We start from the raw sequence: 22,736 nt of genomic DNA, 5'->3' as shown, positions 1-22,736 counted from the left end.
CAGTCAGATGAGATGCCCTCTTATACGGGCTCGAATCGGACCGACAGGAAAAGGACGCTGTTGCCGGTGTCACCCGGTTCGATCGGGTTGCCGAAGAGCGCGCAACTGGGGCCCACGTAGACGACGGCGCGGGCGTTCGTCTGGTTGTTGGGCGAGCCGCCTGCCGGGATCGGATAGCAGATGCCGTTCACCGGATTGTGGAGCTGCTGGGGCGTCCCGAGGTTGGTGTAGAAGAACGTCCCGGTGGCCTGGGCGCCGGTCGGGGCCGAGGGTGCGGCCGAGGCGGGCGCGATGGACAGCCCGGCGGCGCAGGCCAGGGCGGCGGCGCCGAGGCTCAGCCGCCTGATCGTTTTTCTGCTGCTCCTCTGCGTGGGAGCGGTACTTCGCATCACAACTGCTCCTTCGAGAGTTCTCGTCGTACGAGAGGTTGATTGGCGACGATTGTTTCCGCCGCCTTTCGTAGGTACGGACTCGGGGAGCAGTCCTGGTTCGCCCATAGCACGTCAGGAGGGGGGCATTCGCCCCCCGTTTGCGCACCCTCCTACCCACGCCTCGCGCACACCCGTCTTGCGGCGCACACCCGTGTGCGGTGGTGTGCGCCTGTGTGCGCGCTGTTCCAGGACGCCACGGGCGTGGGTCCGACCGGCCGAAGGCGAAGCCACCGTGTCCGGCGGGGCGTCCGGGTCAGGACCCCATCGGCATCTCGCCCCACTTTCCACGCAAGCGGCAACGTGACAGCACGCCGTCCGCCGCTCTTCGCGCGGGACGTCTGCGGACGGACCGGCTGTCGAGGAGGGGGCAGGACTGATCCGCGGCCACCGTGGGCCGGATCGGGCCAAGTTCGCGGGCTCCGTGACCGACCCCGGGAACGGGTCCGCCGGGGGTGGGAGAGCTGGTCGCGGGCCCGTCGGACAGCCGAGCCGGTGGGGGACCGACCACTTCGCGGGCGGGAGGCCGGAAAGCCGTCTGGCGGACCGCCTGAGCCGCTCCTACGGTGGGCCTCCTACGCCACCCGTCCGCCTGCCTCTGGAAAGGCCCACGACGATGGTCGACGACGATGCGCCGATGAGTTACCCGTTCGCGATGGAGTCGGCCCTTGAGCCCTCGGCCCAGTTCGCCGAGCTGCGGGAGAGGTGCCCGTACGCCAAGATCTCCATGGACGGCGGCGAGATGGTGCTGCTGACCCGTTACAACGACGTACGCACGGTGATGGCGGACCCCCGGTTCTCGAGTGCGCTGACCGCCGACGGGGCGGTCCGCCTCACCAAGGACGGCAGCGACGTCTTCAGCCGCCGTACCGAGTCCAGCAGCATGGCTGTCGGCGAGGCCCACGAGCAATGGCGGCGGATGGTCGGACGCTGGTTCACCGTCAAGCGCATGAGCGCGCTGCGGCTCGGGATCGAGGCGATGGCAGAGCGGCTGATCGACGGCATGCTCGAGCGGGGAGCGCCGGCCGACCTCAGGGAGCACTTGGCGTTCCCGCTGCCGGTGTGGGTCATCTGCGACATGCTGGGCGTGCCGCAGGAGGACCGGGAGAGGTTCTCCCACTGGTCCAGCGTCACCTTCACCTTCACACGGTTCTCCCATGAGGAGGTCGCAGCGGCCGACGCGGAGTTCGACGCCTACATGCTCGCCCACATCGAGGCGAAGCGCCGGGCTCCCAGGGACGACCTGCTGAGCAACCTGATCACGCAGACCGGCGCGGCCGGCTACCGGATGCCGGGCGGTGAACTCCTCCAGACCGCTAAGGGCCTACTCGTCGCCGGCCACGAGACCACGGCGGGACAGATCACCAAGATGACGGCGATGCTGCTGGCGGACCGGAGCCGCTGGGAGGCGCTGCTCGCGGACCGGTCGCTGATCCGCACGGCGGTCGAGGAGGCACTGCGCTTCGACGCCAATCTCGGTTTTGGAGTGCCCCGCTACCTCAGCGAGGCGGTCACGCTCGGCGACACGGTGCTGCCGGCCGGTACAACGGTGATGCTGAACATGTCGTCCGCCAACCGTGACGAGAGGGCGTTCGACCGGCCCGGGGAGATGGTGCTCGACCGCAGTCCGAACCCCCACATCGCTTTCGGGGCGGGTCCGCACTCCTGCCTGGGGCAGGCGCTGGCCCGCACGGAACTCCAGGTGGTCCTCGACGTGATGTTGCGTCGCCTGCCCGGACTGGAGCTGGCAGTCGCGGTCGAGGAGTTGCAGAACACCGAAGGACTGCTCGTAACAACTCTCACCGAACTCCCGGTCGCCTGGTGACCCGGGGAAGGACGGCGTCGTGAAAGTAACCGTGGACGAGAGCCTCTGCTGCGGGGCCGGACGCTGCGTGCTGCTGGCACCGGAGGTGTTCGACCAGCGGGAGGACGACGGAATCGTGGCCGTGCTCACTCGGGAGCCCGACGTGGAGCACGCCGCCGCGGTGCGGGAGGCCGAGGCAACCTGTCCGACAGGAGCCATCGAACTGCTCGACAGCGAGTGAGCCGGACCAGTCTTCGCGCGAGAGCGCACGGTCCTCGTCGAGCACCACGCCCCGCTCTCCGAGAGCGCCTCCGCCTTCTACCCGGCCGCCCGCGCCCGACCGGCCCCGCCGGCCCCGGCCGTGGGGCTGAGCGCGCAAGGGGAACGGTTCCTCGGTCCCGAGGCGGCCGACCACCCGCTCGGCGATCCCGACGGCTGCCTCGCGGTCGCCCAGTCCGAACCACTGGAACCGGTCGGCGATGATCGTCGCGGCCGCTCCGCCCGGTTGCCACCACGACGCGAACCAGGCACCGGCCTTCCTGATGGCCTCGGCCATCTTGAGCAGCACGCTGGAGAATCGCCCGTCCTTGGCCACGGGCCCGCCGAGCGCGACCGCACGCAGGAAGGAGCGGCGGGGTCTTTTGCGTACGCGTTTCCCTGTACCAGGCAAGGCACGGTCTCCGAAAGTGGTAGTGACGCAGAACGGGCCCACCGTCCCACCCCGCACTGCTCACTCTCCAGGCCGATCACTGCCCGGTGCTGCTCACTCCTGTCCACCTCCGCCGGACGACGCGGGGGACCCTCGGACCCTGCACGCCGCGGTACGACGTCCGCGGTCGTCCCGGGGCTCCTCCTCGGCGGCCTGTTCGCTCTTCGTTCCTGGAAGGCTTCCTCGATCGCCCAGCGTGGCCGTGCCGAAGTCCCAGCAACCGCACGCACAGGGCGTGTATCGGAAGCACAGGGGGCGCCCCCCCCGGATCTGGATGTCACGCGTGGCGGTGACATCCTTGGCCGGTGTTCTCATACGATCATGTGGGCGCCGTGTTCTTCGATGTCGACGGCACCCTCGTCCCAGGCACCAGTTCGTCGGTCTTCCTGGCCGGCTTCCTCGGCCATCGGGACGAGTTGGCCAAGGCCGAGGACGCCTACGCCTCCGGCGACCTGGACAATCGACAGGTCTCCGAGCTGGACGCCAAGGGCTGGGCGGGTGTGCCCGAAGAACGAGTCTCCGGCTGGCTCGATGGGCTCCCCTTGGTTTCGGGCATCACGGAGACCGTGGCCTGGTGCCGGCGAAACGGGTTGGTTCCCGTGCTGGCCACTCTCGCCTGGTCACCGGTCGGCAGCTACCTCACCGACCGCTTCGGCTTCCACGCATTCAGCGGACCTCGGTTGGAGGCCACCGACGGCCGGTTCACGGGCCGGGTCGCCCGTCATTTCGACGAGTATGACAAAAGAGAATGCGCCCTCTCGCAGGCCCGGGAGCTGGGGTTGGCTCCACGCTCGTGCGCGGCCGTCGGTGACGGCCGCTCCGACCTGCCCTTGTTCGCTTCCGTCGGGCTGAGCGTGGCGTTCAATGCCTCGGCGGGCGCCCGGACGGCGGCGACCGTCACGGTGGACGGCGGCGACCTACGAGGCGTGCTCCCCGTCTTGAGTCGCTTGGTCACAGCCACTCGTTGATGGCCGCGACGAGGACGGTCGCCTCGTAGCGGACCGCGAGCTTGTCGAACCTCGTGGCCACAGCCCGGTGCCGTGTGCGCGGAGCCGCCCGAGCCGCGTGACCTGGCGCGCCCCGGTCGACCGGGAGCACGGGGTTACGAGCACGGGGTTACGACAAGGGCTGCGCTGGAGGTTACGCCTACTGTTGCGCGACCCGACACCCCGTCTTGATGTTCGCGCAGTTCACTATGCGATTTCGCCGTGGTCGGATCGTCGACATCCCCGGTGCGGCCGGGGACGCGGGCCAGCTCAGCCGGTTTCGCGTCGGTCGGGGCCTCCGCGTGTGCCGACATCGTGCGACGGCGTCGTCCGGAGGGCAGCGTCGGTGGGGGAGAGGTCGGGGCGGGCGCGGTGCCGGCGCGCGGGAGGGCGCCACCGGCCGGAGGCGTCACGGGCAACATCGGCGCCGACTTCTTCCGCCAGCCACGCGAAAACCCGTCGACAAGCACGTACATGATGGAGAGGATTCGAGGCCATGGTTCCTGTCACCGAACCCGTACTTCCGCAACTCACGGCGCGTCGACCGGATCTGGCGGCAGACCGGTGAGGGGCGCTGCGTTCCCCGTGCTGTGGCTCTGCGGTCCGCCAGGAGTCGGTAAGACCACAGTCGCCTGGGCGATGTACACCCACCTCGAACGGGCCGGGCACAAGAGCGGTTTCGTCGACATCGACCAGTTGGGGATCTGCTACCCCGAGCCTGCGTGGGACCCGGGCCGGCACTGCATGAAGGCACGCAACGTTGATGCGGTGGTGGCCGGGTTCCGGGCGGCCGGCGCCCGGTGTCTCATCGTATCGGGCGTGGTCGATCCCGCCCGCGGAGCGCACGTCGACCGGATTCCGCGGGCCGCGGTGACGGTCTGTCGCCTGCGTGCCGACCGGGAGGTGCTTCGGCAGCGGTTCACTGGTCGCGGAGGTCCTGCCGAGTTGGTCGACGAGGTGCTGCGGGAAGCTGACGCCCTGGACGCGAGCACCTTCGCCGATGCCTGCGTCGACAGCAGCGGATTGCCGGTGAACGAGGTGGCGCGGCTTGTGAGGGAGCGAACCGGCGGATGGCCGGCCTCGGCTCCTGGCCGGTCGTCCGACGTGCCCGAGCCGTCGGCGGTCACCGCTGCGGGCAGGAGCACGGCCTCGGCGCAGTTGGAGCCTTCCACCGGCCCTCCGATTCTGTGGCTGTGCGGCGCGACCGGCGTCGGCAAGTCGACGGTCGGCTTCGAGGTCTACCGGAGGGTCCTGGCCGCCGGCGTCACCGCCGCGTATCTCGATCTCGACCAGCTCGGCTTCTGCCGCCCGGCTCCGGATGATCCCGCCAACCACCGGGTCAAGGCCCGCAATACGGCCGCCGTATGGCGGACTTACCGAGCGGCCGGGGCCCAGTGTCTGATCATGTCCGGTCCGGTCGAGGACGAGGCCACGGTCAAGTCGTACGCCGAGGCGCTGCCTGCCACCCAGCTCACGCTGTGCCGGTTGCACGCCGGACGGCAGCACCTGACGCAGCGCATCATGTCCCGTGGACAGGGGAGCAGTTGGGTCCAGCCCGGCGACCCGTTGCGCGGGCAGTCCATCGCGCGCCTGCTCCGCGTGGCCGATCAAGCGGTGGCATCGGCCGCCGGCCTGGAAGCTGCCGGGATCGGTGATATGCGCATCGACACCGACGGACTGACCCTCGAACAGGTAGCCGACGCAATCACCGCCGGTGCCGTTCTGTCAGAGCTGCGCACCTGGTGATGTCGTCCACGCCGACGCGTCCGAAACCGTCCGGACCGATGGACCGGCCGAGCCCTTGAGGCGATTCGCGAGATCTCAGGCGGCGGCCTGGCGGACAGGCTGGTGCGCCTGATTGCACCGGTTCGGGTTGATGCGCGTCTCATCGGAAGTCGGCGTTCCCGTCGATGTCTGCGTGACCGATGAGTTGCGTGCGGATTCGCGGTCGATACGGCTGGATACACCGACAGCGGTGGGCCCGCGCCGGGGGTGTTCCGGTGCGGGAGAAGCAGATGGAGGTTGTGATGAGCGTCGACGACTCGGACCAGGGGAACGCGTTCCGGACGGACGGGCGGGGGACGCGGGTGAGCGGTCCCAGCGTGTTGGTGGCGGGGGCGAGCATCGCGGGACCCGCGCTGGCCCACTGGCTGCGCCGCCGGGGGGCCGAGGTGACCGTGGTGGAACGGGCTCCCGAGCAGCGGCCCGGCGGGCAGGCGGTGGACGCACGCGGGGTCGCCAAGGAGGTCATCCGACGCATGGGGCTGGACACGGCGGTGCGCGCGGCGTGCACCGACACCGCCGGAGCGCACACCGTGGACGCGGACGGGCAGGTGCTGGAGACCTTCCGCGCCGACGACGACGGTGGCGACGGGTTCATCGCGGACATCGAAATCCTGCGCGCGGACCTGTCCCGGGTGCTCCATGACGACACCCGCGACGGCGTCGAGTACGTCTTCGGCGACCGGATCGCGCAACTCGCCCAGGACGCGGACGGCGTCGACGTGGTCTTCGCAGGCGGCAAGCAGCGGCGCTTCGACGTGGTGGTCGGGGCAGACGGGCTGCACTCGGAGCTGCGCGCGATGGTCTTCGGGCCGCACGAGCGGTTCCTCCGCCACCTCGGGCATGTGCTGGCCTTCTACAGTCTGCCCAACGAGTTCGGGCTGGACCGCTGGCTGCTGGAGTACCAGGACCAGGAGACCGGGCGCTCCGCCCTCCTGCGGCCCATCCAGGACGCGACCCGGGCGATGGCCATGTTCTCCTTCGCCTCGGCCGACCCCGACGTCGACCACCGTGACGTCGCGGCCCAGAAGAAACTGCTGCGGGAGCGGATGACGGGCCTGGGCTGGCTGGTCCCGGACATGCTCGCGCACCTGGACGACACCCCGGACTTCTACTTCGACCAGGTCGCCCAGGTGGTGATGGACCGTTGGTCGAGTGGACGGGTGGGGCTGCTCGGGGACGCGGCGTTCAGCTCGTCGCCGATGTCCGGGCAGGGCACCGGGCTGGCACTGGTCGGCGCCTATCTGCTCGCTGGAGAACTGGCCGCTGCCGAATGGGACCCCCACGCCGGGTTCACCCGCTACGAGGCGCGGATGCGCCCGTTCGTCGAGGCCAACCAGGAGATCGGCCGGTTGAACGCCCGCAGCCGCGACCTACCGGGGCCGGATACCGAGCCGCGCCCCGATTTCGCCGGCGCGGGGTTCACGGAGCTGGTCGGGCGCGCGATCAACGGCGTCGAACTACCCGACTACGCGGGGGTACCGGACTCGGCAAGCACGACCGGATCGCCGGCCAACCCGTCGGCCAAGTCGTAGGTGTCACATGGCGCGTCGACCGGCCTCTGCCGGGGCACGGGTGCCGTCGCGAGCATCACCGGCGGCGCCCACCCCTCCTCCGACACCACGTGTGTCCAACCTCGCCGGCACCGTCTTCACCAGCGAATTCACGGCACCGTCACCAGCGGCTGCCTCGCCGGGCGCAGTTTCATCGAGACCACGACCGCCCCCTCCTTGCAGATCACCGACCGCACCCTGCTCGGCGGCTTCGTAGATCGCGGACCTGTCATCGGAACGGCAGATGCGGACATCCAGCCCCGCCGACATCCTCCACGCCTCACCGCCCACCGTGCGCGAGCCCGTCAGGTGAGGTGGAGCGGTCCAAGGTGTCACCGGGGAGGCGGCGGGTGGCGAGGAAGAGCCCGCAACTGGCGCATGACATGGGAGATCTGAGGGGCGACGGCGACGACCCCGTGCACGAGCGGTACCTGGCTCGCGGAGCACTGTCCCACCGCGAACACGCGCTCGTCCGCATCCCGTCCGAGGTCCACACGCAGATCGGCTGTCACCGCGGGCGGCGTTCCCCTTCGGTGTTCTCCCAGGCGGAGTCCGCCGCCCGAACACCGGATGGCGGGTGGACGGTAACCGGTGGCATAGACGACGGTGTCGAAGTGATCATATGAGCCGTCCTGCCACGTCATGGTCCACCGGTCGCCCGTCCGGAACAGCTCGGCGGGCCGGCGCCCGCGCACCTCGAGGCGTCCGGCGTCCGCCAGTGACAGGAGCTTCTTCGCGCTGTCCACCGGCATGGCCGAGATGTACCGGTCGAGAACGCCCTCCACGACGGTCCAGAAATCCTTCCACGCCGCCGACGGTTGTCGGAGCAACCAGTCATTGGTCAGCGCGATGAACTCGACGGTCAGGTCCTGCCAAAAGTTGTGTCCTTCCTCCACGATGACGATCTCCGCGCGCAGGCGTTCCACCGGGTCGTCCGCCAGGGACAGTTGGTCCCGCAGGTGGGGGCGGCCATGACCAGCCAGGCAACGGACCAGGCCGGCGACGAACCGGTCGGCTTGTGCCGCCTCCGTCGTCCCCACCCAGGGGTGTCCCGCCAGGGCTGCGGGCGACTCCCTGTCCGAGGGGTGCATCCGGGTCCTCACGGAGGGCAGGGTGCCCGACGGCGAAGCCATCTGGACACGGCAGTTGGAACGGCCGAGCAGGATCACCGCGTCGACCGCGGACAGCCGACTGCCCAGGACCAGGACACGTGCGTCGTGGGGCAGGGCTGCCGCCGAACCCAGGGCCGAGGCCGGTACCACCCCCGGGTGATGTCGGAACGGCCTGACGACCGGTGGGGTCCACGCGTCCACTCCCATGCAGAGCATCACGACGTCTGCCGGACATTCGGCTCCGCTCTCGGTGAGCAGGGTGTAGCCCGGTCCCGCGCCCGCTACGGAAACCACCTTGTCCTGGTGGTGACGGAGCCGTACGCCGCGTGCCGAGGCTTCCGAGCGTACGGCCAGGTACCGGTCCCGGCAGTATTGCGCGAACAGGTACCGCGGTACGCAGTCCTGCGGCGCGACGGGCATACCGAGTCCGTGCAGATAGTCGACGAAGTCATCGGGACATTCGGTGACCAGCGACATGCTGTCGGCCGACGTGTTGCACAGGAGCGCCGGGTCCGTCGCGGAGAAGGCGTCCCCGTGACCGACCGCGCCCGGTTCGAAGACGTCGATGCGCCGGGCGACACCGGACCGGACCAGGTTGACCACCGCCGACGTACCGGTCGCTCCGGCTCCCACCACGGCCACATCGCGGAGCACAACCGGTGCCTCCGGGTCACACCGCGGCGATGTCGAAAAGGGCGCCCGCGTCCTCCATGCCCATCAGGACGGCGAGGGACTTCTCGACCACGGGCTCGTCCTCGTGGACGAAGTACACGATGCCGGTGGCACCCGTGGTGAGAGCGTGGTCCTCGACCGTGCTCCCGATCTCGGGCAGGGACGTGACGCTGTGAAAACCCGGCAGGCGGCGGACGGCTTCCAGCCCCGGGATACCGCGCAGAACACCGGAACCGAAGCTGCGCGGGAACGCCTTCCCCATCACGTTCGGCGGGGTGTACCCCGCGCGCAGGCGCCGCCGGAAGTCGGCGGGCGCGAGCATGCTGTCGACCAGGAGATGCTGCTGGCTCGATCCGAAGGCGATGAAGTAGGGATCGGGGTCAAGAGTCGGCCCGAGGACCCGGGCGTTCACCTCGATGATCCGGGGCCCATCCTCCGTGAGGCGTACGTCCGTGTTGGCCGCGCCGCTCCGGATGCCGAGGGCGTCCAGGCACGCCCATACGTAGGCGATGATGCCGCGTTCCTCGGGCCCCGGGCGGCGGCGGCTGATCGTGTGGCGCCGCGTCGGCGTGCCGCCGTGTTCGTCGACCCGGCTGCGCGACAGCTCGTAAAGATGGTGCTGTCCGTCCATGCTCACTGTGGAGACGAGGTACTGGGTACCGGGAAGGTACTCCTGCACGAGCACCGCCTCGTTGACCGCACCGAGCAGGTTGGGGCGACGGTGGATCGCCGTGAAATGCTCGGCGGCCTCCTGTTCCGTATGGCAGATCCTGCACCCGTCGCTCCCGGAGCTGGCAGGGGGCTTGGCGACGACCGGCAGTCCCACGTGATCGAGGGCACCCGGCAGGTCGTCGACGGCGGTGACCAGGGCCTGTCGGGGCACCGGGAGGCCGGCGTCGTGCAGGGCGTTCACCATCCGCGCCTTGTCACACCGCGCCGGGGCCGTCGCGTCGTCATTGCGCGGAAGGTCCAAGTGCTCGGCGAGGCGATGGGCGAGGTCGACGCCGGCCTCGCTCCCGGGAACGACGTGCCGGACACGCAGCCGCGCAGCACACGGGCGGTGCTGTGCACGTCCCGGTGGACCACACGCCGACCGGGGCCGCCGTCCTCAGCCGCCGCTGCGAAGTGTCCGTCGTAGACGAGCGCACACTCCTCGCCGCGTTCCCTGATGGCGGCCGACAGGAAAACGCCGCTCGAGATGGGATTCACGAGAGCAATCATCAGCGCACCTCCGCCTATCGATCTCCGACTGGACCGGTCGCCCGCACCGCGAGTCGGAGTCCGGGCCGACGGGCACACCTCGACCGGACTCAGACTATTACCGCACCTGGTAAGGCGCGATCGGAGCAGATCTGTAAAACCGGCGGCACCGACCCAGAAAGTGCCTGATCGTGAAAGCACGTTACAATGGAGCGAGGGCGTGCTTCATCCGCTCGGAACCCTCCCACTCTTGGCCAAAGATCTGAGGAGTCGCGCACCAAGGATGTGGCCATGGCGAAGCATTCCTCTGCCCCTGCCCAGCACACTCCTCGCTTTCCCGCGTTCACCGGAGTCTTCCCGTCCGGATGTACGGCCTATGTGATTGGGTCAGTACGGAGTGCAGTCCGCCGCTGGTGCGGTCCACGAGACGGCAGTGGCCGAAATGCGCGCGAGGTTTCGGTCCCCCAGCGGTCCGGACGTGGTGAATCGGGGCTCATTCACGGACTCTTCGGGGCTGACGAACACCATATGGTTCGCCTACTGGCTCAAGCCGACCCGCCATCGCTCATGGCTCGCGGAGGGGATGGGCTCGGCTCCGGTACCGGGCGCCGGCTGGTGGCGCGAAGAGGCGCTGATCCCTGTTGAAGCCACCGAGACCCTGCACACCCACCGGCAGGAGCAGTATCCCACAGGCGGCCTGGCGGAAATCCTCCACCAGCAACCGACAGAGCTGCACGACTACTGGGGGTCCGCTCGCGACCGTATGCGAAAATCGTCTGCTCCGCCAACCCGTAGTGCCGCGATCGAAGTTCACGGCAGCACCGTGGATGTGGCCGTAGAAGGCGGTATCTGCCTGATTCGTACTGCCCAGGACTGGTCAGGAAGCAGCGCTTTCCGTGAACATTTCCTGCAAAAGGTTCAGCCGGTCAAAAAGAGAGGTGTCACCTATCTCCAAGAGCATCCGGAAACCGGTTGCATCTGCACGCGAGAAATAGCCGAACAGGATATGGATGGACGCCCGCTGGACAGAGCATGCACCGTGGCCTGGTTCGTCTCGCTCGATCATCTTCTGTCGTGGACTCATTTCCACGAGACGCACCTGAGGATATACCGCTCGTTCTTCTCCATGCTCCACGAAGAGCAGAGTCCCCTGGACGTCGCTCTGTGGCACGAGGTGAGCGTGCTGCCACCGGGTTCCGTACGGGCCCGCTATGTCGGATGTCACTCGGCCACCGGATTGTTGCCACTCGGCCTCTCCCGCCATGAATGAGACATCCAAGGTCCGCCGCCGCTTCGCCTCCCGGGTCCTCGTCCAGCGCCTGCCCCACCCCCAGCGGAAGGACCCCGCTCGTGACACGCAATGAATCCGACAGCGACACCGGCCTGCCCATCCCCGCCCCACCCGTCTTCGCCTCCCCCGCCGACGAACGCCGCCACCGCAAACAGCGTCTGACCGCGGCCCTGCGCCTCTTCGGCAAGTACGGATACGGGGAGGGCATCTCCGGCCATATCTCCGTGCGTGACCCCGAACACCTCGATCATTTCTGGGTCAACCCCTTCGGTGTCTCCTTCAACCGCCTCCGCGTCGCCGACCTGATCTGCGTCGATGGCACCGGGGCCGTGGTGGAGGGCCACCACCTCCTCAACACCAGCTCCTTCGTCGTCCACTCGCCCATCCACGAACTGCGCCCCGACGTCACCGCCGCTGCCCACGGCCACACCGTGCACTCCCGCGCGCTGAGCTCCCTCGGCAGGCTCCTGATCCCCCTGGACCAGGAATCAGCCGCCTTCTATCAGCAACAAGCCCTCTACGAGGACTACGAAGGCCCTTCCATCACCCTGGCCCAGGGCCGCGACATGGCCCACAAGCTCGGCGACCACCGGGTCCTCCTCCTCAAGCACCATGGTCTCGTCACCGTCGGTGAATCGCTCGAAGAGGCCGTGCACTGGTTCTTCACCTACGAGACCTGCGCCCAGGTCCAGCTCCTCGCGTCGGCGGCCGGAACCCCTCGACCCCTCACCCACGAACAGGCCCTCGCCGCGGCCGAAGGCTTCGGTGCCCCCGATCTCGCCCGCTTCAGCTTCGAACTCCTGTGGGAGGACATCACCCACGAACACCCCGATCTGCTCGACGAGTGACGCCCCCTCCAGACCGGCGCTGTGGCGCAGTGGTGCGTATGCTCATTGATCTTGGTGGCCTCGCAGTTCGACACCGAGATCCGCCGGAAGCTCTGCACCACCAACGCGATCGAGTCGGTGAACGCCCGCATCCACCGGGCGGTCAGGGCCCGCGCGCACTACCCGGACGAGCAGACGGTCATGAAGTACTTCTTCATTTCGAAGGCCGCCCGCCAGTAACCCGATCGTTCTGGTCACACCGCTCGTTCGACAGACCCCCGGCCGCGCTCTCGGAGAACCCGGTGGTGGTCAGTCGACACCCTGCTCCGCCGGCGAGGCGTTGTTCTGGGTGGCGGCCCAGGAGGCGAGCAGCCGCAGGCCCTCCTCGGAGGCCGAACCGGGCTCGGCGGTGTAGATGGTGAGGGTGAGGCCGGGGGCGGCGGCCAACTCCAGGCCCTCGTAGGCGAGGGTCAGGTCGCCGACGGTGTGGTGGTGGAAGCGCTTGGTGCCGGTGCCGTGGTGGCGGACGTTGTGGGCGCCCCAGCGGGTGCGGAAGTCGTCGCTGCGGGTGGACAGCTCGCCGACGAGGTCGTGCAGGTCCTTGTCATGGGGGTTGCGGCCGGCTTCGGTCCGCAGAATGGCCACCGCGACGTCGGCGGCCTGCTCCCAGTCGGGGTAGAAACGCCGGGAGGCGGGGTCGAGGAACTGGAAGCGGGCCAGGTTCGCGTGGTTGCCGGCCGCCGCGTAGACGTCGTCGTAGAAGACGCGGGCGAGCTGGTTGGCGGCCAGGAGGTCCAGGCGGCCGTTGCGGACGAAAGCGGGGCCGGCGGTGACGGCATCCAGGACCCATTGCAGGCTGCGGTGCGCCTTCCACTGCGCGGTGCGGCGCCTCGGGCGGGTGAGGGCATCGGAGCCGTCGGCGGTGTGGGCGAGGTTGAGCAGGTGGGCGCGTTCGGCGTCGTCGAGTCGGAGGGCGCGGGCGAGGGCTTCGAGGACGGCCGGGGAGACGCCGGCGAGGTTGCCGCGCTCCAGTTTCGCGTAGTACTCCACGCTCACGTCGGCCAAGGCGGCGACCTCGCTGCGGCGCAGGCCGGGCACCCGGCGCCGGCTCCCGGAGGGCAGGCCGGCCTGCTCGGGAGTGATCCTGGCTCGCCGCGAGGTCAGGAACTCGCGGACCTCTGCTCGGTTGTCCACGCCTTCGACGGTACGTCCTGCCCGCGTCCATAGGGATGTACTGGCAGTACACCCCTTGATGGTGTCTCGCTGTCCGCGCGAAGAGCGGGTTACCTGGATGACGTGGTGCTTTTCGCCCGGTCATCACGACGGGACGGTGCACCCGGCCCTGCACTCGGCGACGACCCCGGCCTCCGGGAGCGCACGCCTCGGCAACGAAGGAAGATCATCCATGCACGGTGCAGTCATCCACGCCCCCCGCGACGTCCGCTTCGAGTCCCTGGACGACCCGAAGCTGCTCCACCCCACCGACGCGATCATCCGCACGGCCGTCACCTGCGTGTGCGGCTCCGACCTGTGGCCCTACCGCGGCGCCGAGCCGATCGGCGACCCGCACCCGATGGGCCACGAGTACGTCGGCTTCGTCGAGGAGGTCGGCTCCGAGGTCACCGCGGTGAAGCCGGGCCAGTTCGTCGTCGGCTCCTTCGCCACCTCCGACAACACCTGCCCGAACTGTCGGAACGGCTTCCAGTCCAACTGCCTGCACCGCGAGTTCATGTCCACCTGCCAGGCCGACTACGTCCGCATCCCCAACGCCCAGGGCACCCTCGTCGCCACCGACGGGACCCCCGGCGAGGAGCTGTGGCCCGGCCTGCTGGCCGTCTCCGACGTCATGGGCACCGGCTGGTGGGCCGCCGACGCCGCCGAGGTGAAGCCGGGCTCGACCGCCGTGGTCGTCGGTGACGGCGCGGTCGGCCTGTGCGCGGTGATCGCGGCGAAGGAGATGGGCGCGGAGCGGATCATCGCCATGTCCCGGCACGAGTCCCGGCAGAATCTCGCCTGCGCGTTCGGCGCCACCGACATCGTCACGGAGCGCGGTGACGAGGGCGTGCAGAGGATCAAGGAGCTGACCGGCGGGATCGGCGCGGACTCCGTTCTGGAGTGCGTCGGCACCGGCGAGGCCATGAGCCAGGCCCTGCACTCCGCCCGGCCCGGCGGCAATGTCGGCTTCGTCGGTGTCCCCCACAAGGTCGCGATCGACGGGCAGGAGCTGTTCTTCTCCCACGTCGGCCTGCGTGGCGGCCCCGCCCCCGTGCGCCGCTACCTGCCCGACCTGATCGACCGCGTCCTTGCGGGCCGGATCGACCCGGGCAGGGTCTTCGACCTCACCCTCCCCCTGGACCAGGTCGCCGAGGGCTACCGCGCGATGGACGAGCGCCGCGCTGTCAAGACCCTCCTCAAGCCCTGACCCCTGGCTGCCCCGAACCCCGCAACCCGTGAGGAAGCAACTCGTGCAGATCACCCGCAGCTCGATCGACACCGTCAAGGGGCCGGCCGCCTGGTTCACCGGCGACGTCCACATCGACCCGGTCGCCGCGGCCCCCGCCCCTTCCCGGGTCACCGCCTCCCTGGTGCACTTCATGCCCGGCGCCCGCACCCACTGGCACCGCCACCCGCTGGGCCAGACCGTCTTCGTCACCGAGGGCGTCGGCCTGTGCCAGCGCCGCGGCGGACCAGTCGAGGTCATCCGGCCCGGCGACCGCGTCCTGTTCGAGGCCGACGAGGAGCACTGGCACGGCGCCGCCCCGAACCGGCTCATGGTCCACCTGGCCATCAACGAGGGCGACGACGACCAAGCCGTCGTGCACTGGCTCGACCCCGTCACCGACGCCGAGTACACCGCCACCCCGGCCACCGACTGAACGCGGAGCACCACCATGACCACCTTCGCCCTGATCGGCGCCGGCCCCGGCCTCGGCTTGGCCACCGCCCGCCGCTTCGGAACCGGCGGCCACCACGTCGCCGGAATCCACCGAGCAGATGAAGGTCCAACTGGCTGACCACGCTTCAGTCCCTGACCTCACCCGACGGCGTCGACGCCGACTCCTCATGGCCGCGCGGATCTTCCGCTTCGGCGCGCGGGCCAGTACTCCACCCGCGAGCGGAAAAGTGTCACTGCATGCCTCGCTGCACGAGGCTGGAGATGCCCTCGAATGCATCGCTCCCACGCCGGGTAGAAGCCTCAGACACCGAGGTACGGGCCGATCGTGGCTGCGGTGGCGGCAGATCGAAGATAGTTTCTGGCCTGGTGGAAATCGAAGGGTGCGATGGCTGCCGTGTGATCGAGAGCTATGCCCTTGAAGTGGCGACTCAACTGCGGGGGCACGGACACGGGATCGCCGGGGTCAGCGATGTTCACCCAGCGTCCCGCACTCGGTGGGCGCAGGCCGAAGACGTTGGGCGGTTCACCCTGCGGGGTGGGATGCAGCCGGTGGAACACGACCTGGGGAAGGGCGAGCGGTGAGCCGAGTGTGAGGAAAAGGTCCGGCCGCAGTTCCGGATGGGCGTGCAGGGCTTCGTACGCGACGACAGAACCGAGTGAGTGCGCGATCACGACGTCGGGCCGCTTTCGCGCGATACGCTCGGCGACCTCTTCTCGTGCCGCGAGTCGTACCGATGAGTCCGGTTCCCTGAGGTACGCGGCCACCTCACGGAACAGCACGCGGATGAAGACGCTGAGCGGACCCTCGGCCAGATCGAATCGGGCGGCTACCCAACTGGTGATCTGACGCAACGGAGCGGTCAGATGCCCCTGAACTACCTCCATGGGCACTCCGAGCCGGGTGGACCACGCCGTCAGCATCTCCTGTTCCAGCGGATCGTCGATGCCATCCGGGGAACCACCGCCCTGCTCCGCGATCCGGGGGAGCAACCGGTCGGCGTAGTAGGCGAAGTCGAGATCGATGCGTTCGGCGGTGATACCCAGTCCCTCCGCCAGATGGCCCGCCCACGCCGCGGCCCTGACCGCCCGCAGTTCTTCCTTCCGCTCGGGCGTCACGTCCGCCCCGAAACTGTTCCCGACCCCGTGGACCGCGACGACGGTGAGGTCACCCGCGGTCCCGCGGGGCATGGACGATCGGTCCTCCACAGCCTGACAACCTCTCTCCTCGCCGGTGCCTCGCATGCATCATGGGCCAACCGGCACGCCTACCACGCGGATTCTCGGCGATTGCGTGTGCAGGCGAGCGTGACGCGTCTATGGTCGGTGCCGGGAGCCGGAACAACACAGCGGGAACTGGGCATGCACATGGGGGAACTGGCCGGGACGGCGGGTACTGCGGGGGACGGGGGCAGTCCCGGGAGGCGGGTCGTGCTCGCTCACGGAATTCCGCTCAGTCGCTCTGCGGACGGTTCCTCCCCCAGACTGGGCCTCGATCCGCTGGACAACGCCCCCGACCACGCCCGGCGCGTCGCTGCGGCCCTGTCCGAGTTCGCCTACGAGGTGTTCCCGGTACAGCCCAAGCACACGGACTTCGAGCATGTGATCGAGAGCCTCATGACCGCCCCTGACATCGCGGTCTTGATCATGCATTTCGTTGGACACGGCGAACTGGCCGACGGCAGCAGCGAGAAGCTGTACCTCCTCGACCACGAGGCGATGCGCCTCCGGCATCCTGTCAGCGGCTGGATTCAATGGATCGAGGACCATCCTGACCGCCATCGTCCTGTCACCCTCTTCGTCCTCGACGTCTGCTACGCCGGAGAGGCCGCCGTCACCGCCTGGCACGCCCGGATGGACGTTACCCGCCGCCGCGCATGGGTGCTCGCGGCGACAGGACCGCGGGACAAGGCGTTCGGCTACCGACTCAGCCGTGCGCTGGCCCAGGTTCTCGATCGCTACGCCAAGGGTGTCCTGCGCATCGACCCCTCGGTCCGCTACATCCCGGCCAGTACCGTATGGCGGGACGTCGAGTCGACCGTACGTACGCTCACGGCTCAGGAGGGGGGCCTGCCGCAGACCATCCTGACGAGCCTGATCCCTAGCCATGCCGACCTCTCCGAGCTGCCGTTCTTTCCCAATCCCGGCTTCGTCGAGGCCGGCCCGGAGGAGCGGCTACCGCCGGACATCGCCCGCCTCGCCGACGTCGGGGCGGACCCCCTGCACTTCATGCGCCGGGCCGGTGGTGCGGAGCCCGTCCAAAGGGACTGGCGCGAAGGGTACTTCAGCGGACGTGCCGAAGACCTGAGCCGGCTGGCCTCCTGGCTGGACGACGAGCGCGCCGGACCGTCGCTGCGTGTGATCACCGGCAGGCCGGGGGCCGGGAAGTCAGCGCTGCTCGGGATGCTGGTCTGCGCCGCCCATCCAGACCTGCGGGAGTACACCAAGCCGCTCTGGCAAGGGCTCGGCGATGCGGTACCAGGGACGAACGAGCGACTCGCGGTCATTCACGCTCGCCGACTGTCCCTGCAGGGCCTGGTGCGGGCCCTGTCCGAGCAGGTCCGCCGCATCGGGCCCCCCTCCGCGGATTCGGCTACTGCCGTGGAATCGACGGGACCCTTCTTCGCCCTGCTCCAGGAGAAACACCGGCGTTCGGGCCGCCCTGTCACGATCATCATCGACGCTCTGGACGAGTCCAACGACCCGGAGGCGATCACTGAGCAACTGCTCCATCCGCTGGCCCGCAGACACCAAGAACTTGTCCGGCTGCTGATCGCCACCCGGGACGACACCCGGGTCAGCGCCTTGACCGGTGCACGGACCGGATACAAGCTTCTTGATCTCGACGCCACGGTTCCGGAGGCGCTCCGCGACGACATCTCCCTCTATGTGAAACGCCTGCTGTCCGCTGCCGGACCGTACACCGCCGGTCCCATGCGCCAGGCCCGCAACGCCCTTGCGGACGCGATTGCACAGCGGCTGGCCGATGACAGCAACGATCACTGCAGCCCTCTACCTCCCCACCTGCGGCTGGGGGAGTTCCTGACCGCAGGAATCTATGTGAGCTTCATGCTGTCCGGCACCCAGCACAGCCCTGCGGTCGAGGACGCCACACGCATCGGCCACGCGGTGCCCAGGAGCCTGCCCGAACTGCTGGAAATGGACCTGCTGCGCCACGGCGAGCAGCCACTCCTGCGGAGCGTACTGACAGCCCTGGCCTTCGCGCAGGGACAGGGCATGCCGGAACTAGTCCTGGCCGACGTCGTTGCCAGGGACTTCACAGGCCAAGACCGCACCCTGCCCCTGGAGACTCTGTACCGTCTCCTCGACAACGAAGCGCGCCTGTACCTGAGCCGCAGCGTCGACGCGGACGGCACCACGCTCTACCGCATCTTCCACCAGGGCGTGGCCGACTGGTGGCGCGACTCGGCGAGCACCCAGGACCGACAGCGCCTCTACCGAGGCATCCTGGCGTCGGTCCGGCGCGACGTGCAGCAGCGGCCCTTGTGGCATCTCTCCCCGCCGTACATCCAGCGCCACCTGCCACAGCACGCCGCCGACGCCGGCAGTCTGGACGAGGTTCTCGAAGACGGCGACTACCTAGTGTTCGCCGACCCCTCCGTCCTGCTGCCGCTACTGCCAGAGGTCACCGGCACCCTGCGCCCGCAGGCCGAGGCGAACGCGGGGGCTTATACCGACGCGTTCGCCGAACGGGCAGATCAACCACTCGACGTCCGCCGCCAACTTCTCGCCACGACTGCGGCGCTGCGCGACAACAGCCCTCTCCGTGCGACACTCGAGCGCTCTGCCGACTGGTCGGTGCACTGGGCTTCACCCACCGCTTCGCCTCCGACCGCCCTGGCCACCTGCACTGTACAAGGCCACCTGTACGCCGTCATTGGCACCGACCTGGGTGACATCGAAGTCCGGGACATGCACAGCGGAAAGATGCTGGGCCCGGAGGGTCGCGGGGGACGGGCACGGACGGCTGCGGAAGTGCAGTCCCTGGTAGCGGTGGACATAGAGGGCCGTCCGCACATTGTCACAGGCAGCTACGGGGCCTTACGGCTATGGGAACCGCTGACCGCATCGCCGGCCCGTGAACTGCAGGGCCGCTTGGGGTCCGTCACGGCTCTGACCGCTGTGGAATCCCACGGTCGCACTCATCTTCTCGTCGGCGGCTACGGCGGCTTCGGTGTTTGGGACCTGACCGATGCCGCACAGACCGATGAGCTCGTCGGCCATGGCGGCTGGGTCGACGCGATCGCGGTGACGCGCGTGCTGGGCCGCCCCCACGTTGTGACAGGCGCGGACAACGGTCGTGTGCAGATCTGGGATCTGACGGCCAAGACCGTGGTCCATGACCTCGTCGGCCGCGTCGGCTGGGTCAACGCGGTGGCGATCACGCGCGTGCAGGGCCACCCCTATGTCGTCGCGGCCGGAGAAGAGGGCGTCGTGCACTTGTGGGACCTGCTCACGGGAGACCACAGCGGAGAACTTGTCGACCACCGGGGAGATGCTGTGACCGCTCTCAGCGTCGCCGGCCCGCCGGAGCGACCGCACGTGGTCACTGGCCACCTCTCTGGTCGCCTGGTGCTGTGGGACTTGACCGCCCGAACCCGCAGTGCGACCTTCCGTCTCCCCTCACAGGTCACCGCCGTAAAGGCCGGTTCCGACGGCTTCGTGCTCGTGGCCTTCGAAAACGGCTTGGTGGCCCTCGCTCTCGACGCTCTCACCGCCGGACTGACCACCTCTGACATGGCCCTCAGCGAGGGCGGTGGCCGCTGGTGACAGCGAACCGTGACCCGATTCTCGACCTCCTGCCGATGGTGTTCGCTGCACCGGAGGAGGCGTTGCCGAAAGCGGAGCGCGTACTCGACGCCGATCCGACACCCCTCCAGGCATCCGTCGCCCACCAGGTCCTCGGCATCTGGCAACGGGACTTCGGCGACCTGCGGCTCGCCCTGAAGCATCTGCGGCGGGCTCGGGATCTGGCCGCACGCTCCGACACGCCGGAGCGGGAGGCGGACGTCCTCGCCACGCTCGGCGTGGCCCTCATCCACGACGGCTGTACCCAGCAGGGCCTAGCTGCCCTCGACCAAGGAGTCCAGTGCGCTTCAGGCCACGTCCGAGCGCGTGTGCTCTACCGGCGGGCCTACGTCGGATGGGTTCTGGGCCGTCACACCGCTGCTCTGGATGACATTCGCCGGGCGATACCGGTGCTACGGCAGGCCGATGACGTGATCTGGACCGCGCGGGCACTGACTCTGCGCGCCACCATCCTGCTGGCCACGGGGGCGGTCGACCGAGCCGACGCCGACCTCGCCGCCGCCGTGGCACTGTGGGACGCCACCGGGAAACCTCATGACAAGGCGGACGCCGTCGAGAGCCGGGGGCTCGCCGCCTTCCGGTCGGGTGACATCCCGGGCGCGCTGCGGCTGCTCGACGAAGCTGAGGACCACTACGCCCGGCTCGGCATACCGGTCTTCATGCTCAGCATCCGCCGCTGCGAGGTCCTGATGGCCGCCGGGCTGGCCCCCGAGGCACTCGCTGAAGCCGACGCAGCGATCGCTACCCACGACACCCGGATGCAGCCCACGAGAAAAGCTGAACTGCTGCTAGCCGCTGCTCGGGCGGCCAGACTCCTGAACGACCCGCTCACCACCATGGCACGGGCCACGACGGCCGTGGAACTGTTCGCCCGTCAGAGCCGCCCCTGGTGGGAAGCGCACGCCCGCCTGGTACTGACCGACGCACACTTCATGGCGGGGCACGTCACGAGCCGGTTAGCGGCCGACGTGGCGGCCGTCGCGGACCGCCTGGCTGGCCTTGGCGCACCGGCCGCGCCGGACGCGTTCCTGCTCGCGGCACGCATCACGCTCGCCCTGGGGCGGAATGCTGAGGCCGAGAGGCATCTGGCCCGCGCAGCCCGGAGCAGGAACGACGCGTCCGCCCTGACCCGGATGACGGGGTGGACCGCACAGGCGCTGCGAGCCCGAGCCGCTGGGCGGCACCAAGCCGTACTGGACGCGTGCCGACGAGGTCTGGACGCCCTCGACGACCACCGAGCGACACAAGGGGCACGGGGGTTTCCTCGCTCGGCCGTTTCGCACGGAGAAGAACTGGCCGCACTCGCCCAGCGGATGAGCGCCCTCTCGGGCGGCCCGCGACGGCTTTTGATGTGGAGTGAGCGCCAGAGGGCTACGGCGTTCTTCGCACCACCGATCCGCCCGTCGGCCGATCCTCTGCTGCAGAGTGCGTTGACCGCCTTCCGGGAGATCACGGCTCGGGCGGTGGCGGCCCGCATGGAAGGACGTCGCGTTCCCGCCCTGGAGCGAGAACAGCAGCGGTTGGAGAGTAAGATCGCCGCCCGCGTTCGCGAGCTTCGAGCGGTCACGCTCGGCAACGGCTCCCGTTTCACCCCCGACAGGCTGCTGGCGGAACTGGGCGACACCACCTGTCTGGTGGAATTCCTCGTGATTGACGGACGCATCCACCTGCTTCTGTGCGGGCAGGGCCAGATACGCCACGTCCAGGCAGGACCGCTCGCTCAGGCCGTGTCGGAAGTCGAGCACACCCAAGCCCTGCTGCGGCGACTGATGCATCCGGGGGCCGAGGGACGACTGCCCTTGGCGAAAGCCGCAGGACAGCGCCTGGAACAACTGCTGCTCGGCCCGGCCGCGCAGCACCTGGGCAACGGTCACCTGGTGGTGGTGCCTCCCGTCCAGATGCACTCCGTGCCTTGGTCGCTGCTGCCCTCGCTGCGGGACAGGGTCCTCAGCGTCGCGCCGTCCGCCGGTGCCTGGCTGGGCGCCCGACAGATCGAACCACCGGCCGGCCGCCGGGTCGTGCTGGTGCGCGGGCCGGGCTTAGCGGGCGTGGGCGTGGAGGGGCGCCGACTGGCCCATCAGCACCAGGACGCGGTCGTCCTGGAGTCGCAGAGGGAGGCCGGTGTGCAGCAGGTCCTTGAGGCACTCGACGGGGCCGCACTGGCACACATCACCGCGCACGGCCAGTTCCGCTCCGACAGCCCACTGTTCTCCTCGGTTCGCATGGCCGACGGACCGCTCCTTCTCCATGACCTTCAACGCCTGAGCCGCAGCCCCTACCGGATCATCTTCTCCCATGACTCCACCGCACGCAGAAGTGAAGCGGATGGACTGCTCGCCCTGGTCGCCGCCCTACTGCCGCTGGGCACGGCAGGCGTTGTGACGACCCAAGGCCCTGTCACCGACACCGCGGAAGCCGCACTGCCCATGGCTCTTCACAAGGGCCTGGCGACCGGCCTGTCGCTCGCCGAGGCACTACGGGACGCCAGGGCCGCCCTCGCGACCGATGCCGCCCTGACTGCCTCGGGCTGGGCCTTCACAGCATTCGGAGGGGCGTGAAGCGGTAGGCCAAAACGCCTCCTCCCTGCGGTCGGCCCTGGACACCCGAGCGAAGCGCGCCCGGCCCGCGCGGACGTCGCTCACTGAGCTA

At 69.2% G+C, this 22,736-nt stretch carries 17 protein-coding genes; 12 read left to right on the top strand and 5 right to left on the bottom strand.

Going from position 1 to position 22,736, the window contains the following annotated elements; translation table 11 throughout:
- Positions 1–20: 20 nt before the first annotated feature.
- Entirely contained in the window at positions 21–389 is a 369-nt protein-coding gene (locus ACFY32_RS32490) for a hypothetical protein (protein ID WP_359198752.1), read from the bottom strand.
- A gap of 676 nt (positions 390–1,065) precedes the next feature.
- Here ACFY32_RS32490 and ACFY32_RS32485 point away from each other — a divergent pair.
- The 5 genes from ACFY32_RS32485 to ACFY32_RS32465 all read left to right on the top strand — a co-directional run bounded on the left by ACFY32_RS32485 (position 1,066) and on the right by ACFY32_RS32465 (position 7,244).
- A complete protein-coding gene (locus tag ACFY32_RS32485; RefSeq protein WP_359198749.1) occupies positions 1,066–2,253 on the top strand; it encodes a cytochrome P450 in 1,188 nt (395 codons plus the stop codon).
- Positions 2,254–2,272: 19 nt separating this feature from the next.
- On the top strand, positions 2,273–2,473 hold the full coding sequence (locus ACFY32_RS32480; protein ID WP_359198746.1) for a ferredoxin: 201 nt from the start codon (positions 2,273–2,275) through the stop codon (positions 2,471–2,473).
- A 773-nt stretch (positions 2,474–3,246) separates the two neighbouring features.
- Positions 3,247–3,909 carry an HAD family hydrolase gene (locus tag ACFY32_RS32475; RefSeq protein WP_390676189.1) on the top strand — a complete coding sequence of 221 codons (663 nt, stop codon included), beginning with the start codon at positions 3,247–3,249 and terminating at the stop codon, positions 3,907–3,909.
- 657 nt (positions 3,910–4,566) lie between these two features.
- Positions 4,567–5,673, top strand: coding sequence for a hypothetical protein (locus ACFY32_RS32470; protein ID WP_390676188.1), 1,107 nt, complete (start codon positions 4,567–4,569; stop codon positions 5,671–5,673).
- A gap of 281 nt (positions 5,674–5,954) precedes the next feature.
- Positions 5,955–7,244: an FAD-dependent monooxygenase gene (locus tag ACFY32_RS32465; RefSeq protein ID WP_390676187.1), complete on the top strand. Its 1,290-nt coding sequence runs from the start codon at positions 5,955–5,957 to the stop codon at positions 7,242–7,244.
- 350 nt (positions 7,245–7,594) lie between these two features.
- Here the strand turns inward: ACFY32_RS32465 and ACFY32_RS32460 are convergent, their stop codons facing one another.
- A complete protein-coding gene (locus tag ACFY32_RS32460; RefSeq protein ID WP_359198734.1) occupies positions 7,595–9,007 on the bottom strand; it encodes an FAD/NAD(P)-binding protein in 1,413 nt (470 codons plus the stop codon).
- 37 nt (positions 9,008–9,044) lie between these two features.
- Positions 9,045–9,962, bottom strand: a complete 918-nt coding sequence (locus ACFY32_RS32455) for an ATP-grasp domain-containing protein (protein ID WP_390676186.1) — start codon at positions 9,960–9,962, stop codon at positions 9,045–9,047.
- A gap of 726 nt (positions 9,963–10,688) precedes the next feature.
- Between ACFY32_RS32455 and ACFY32_RS32450 the strand changes: the two genes are divergently transcribed.
- The 3 genes from ACFY32_RS32450 (at position 10,689) to ACFY32_RS32440 (ending at position 12,604) form a co-directional block, all read left to right on the top strand.
- Positions 10,689–11,516 carry a phenylacetaldoxime dehydratase family protein gene (locus tag ACFY32_RS32450; protein ID WP_390676202.1) on the top strand — a complete coding sequence of 276 codons (828 nt, stop codon included), beginning with the start codon at positions 10,689–10,691 and terminating at the stop codon, positions 11,514–11,516.
- An 80-nt stretch (positions 11,517–11,596) separates the two neighbouring features.
- Positions 11,597–12,385, top strand: a complete 789-nt coding sequence (locus tag ACFY32_RS32445; protein ID WP_390676185.1) for a class II aldolase/adducin family protein — start codon at positions 11,597–11,599, stop codon at positions 12,383–12,385.
- A gap of 54 nt (positions 12,386–12,439) precedes the next feature.
- The gene (locus ACFY32_RS32440; protein ID WP_390676201.1) at positions 12,440–12,604 is read left to right on the top strand and encodes a transposase; all 165 of its coding nucleotides are present in this window, start codon (positions 12,440–12,442) and stop codon (positions 12,602–12,604) included.
- 69 nt (positions 12,605–12,673) lie between these two features.
- On the opposite strand, the gene ACFY32_RS32435 is transcribed toward ACFY32_RS32440, so the two are convergent.
- On the bottom strand, positions 12,674–13,558 hold the full coding sequence (locus tag ACFY32_RS32435) for a helix-turn-helix transcriptional regulator (protein ID WP_390676184.1): 885 nt from the start codon (positions 13,556–13,558) through the stop codon (positions 12,674–12,676).
- A 211-nt stretch (positions 13,559–13,769) separates the two neighbouring features.
- Between ACFY32_RS32435 and ACFY32_RS32430 the strand changes: the two genes are divergently transcribed.
- Together ACFY32_RS32430 and ACFY32_RS32425 are read left to right on the top strand one after the other, a co-directional pair.
- Positions 13,770–14,786 carry a zinc-dependent alcohol dehydrogenase family protein gene (locus ACFY32_RS32430; RefSeq protein ID WP_359198726.1) on the top strand — a complete coding sequence of 339 codons (1,017 nt, stop codon included), beginning with the start codon at positions 13,770–13,772 and terminating at the stop codon, positions 14,784–14,786.
- Positions 14,787–14,829: 43 nt separating this feature from the next.
- Positions 14,830–15,240, top strand: coding sequence for a cupin domain-containing protein (locus ACFY32_RS32425; RefSeq protein ID WP_359198962.1), 411 nt, complete (start codon positions 14,830–14,832; stop codon positions 15,238–15,240).
- Positions 15,241–15,560: 320 nt separating this feature from the next.
- Here ACFY32_RS32425 and ACFY32_RS32420 read toward each other — a convergent pair whose 3' ends face one another.
- Positions 15,561–16,448: a hypothetical protein gene (locus ACFY32_RS32420; RefSeq protein ID WP_390676183.1), complete on the bottom strand. Its 888-nt coding sequence runs from the start codon at positions 16,446–16,448 to the stop codon at positions 15,561–15,563.
- Positions 16,449–16,688: 240 nt separating this feature from the next.
- Here ACFY32_RS32420 and ACFY32_RS32415 point away from each other — a divergent pair, with 240 nt between their 5' ends.
- Both ACFY32_RS32415 and ACFY32_RS32410 read left to right on the top strand, forming a co-directional pair.
- Positions 16,689–20,048, top strand: a complete 3,360-nt coding sequence (locus ACFY32_RS32415; RefSeq protein ID WP_390676182.1) for a hypothetical protein — start codon at positions 16,689–16,691, stop codon at positions 20,046–20,048.
- Entirely contained in the window at positions 20,045–22,645 is a 2,601-nt protein-coding gene (locus tag ACFY32_RS32410; protein WP_390676181.1) for a CHAT domain-containing protein, read from the top strand. Before ACFY32_RS32415 ends, ACFY32_RS32410 begins: the two co-directional genes overlap by 4 nt.
- Positions 22,646–22,736 lie beyond the last annotated feature (91 nt).

The organism is Streptomyces sp. NPDC000134 (assembly GCF_042899225.1).
Lineage (GTDB): Bacteria > Actinomycetota > Actinomycetes > Streptomycetales > Streptomycetaceae > Streptomyces.
The sequence above is the reverse complement of the archived record's forward strand: the minus strand, read 5'-3'. Positions and strand labels throughout refer to the sequence as shown.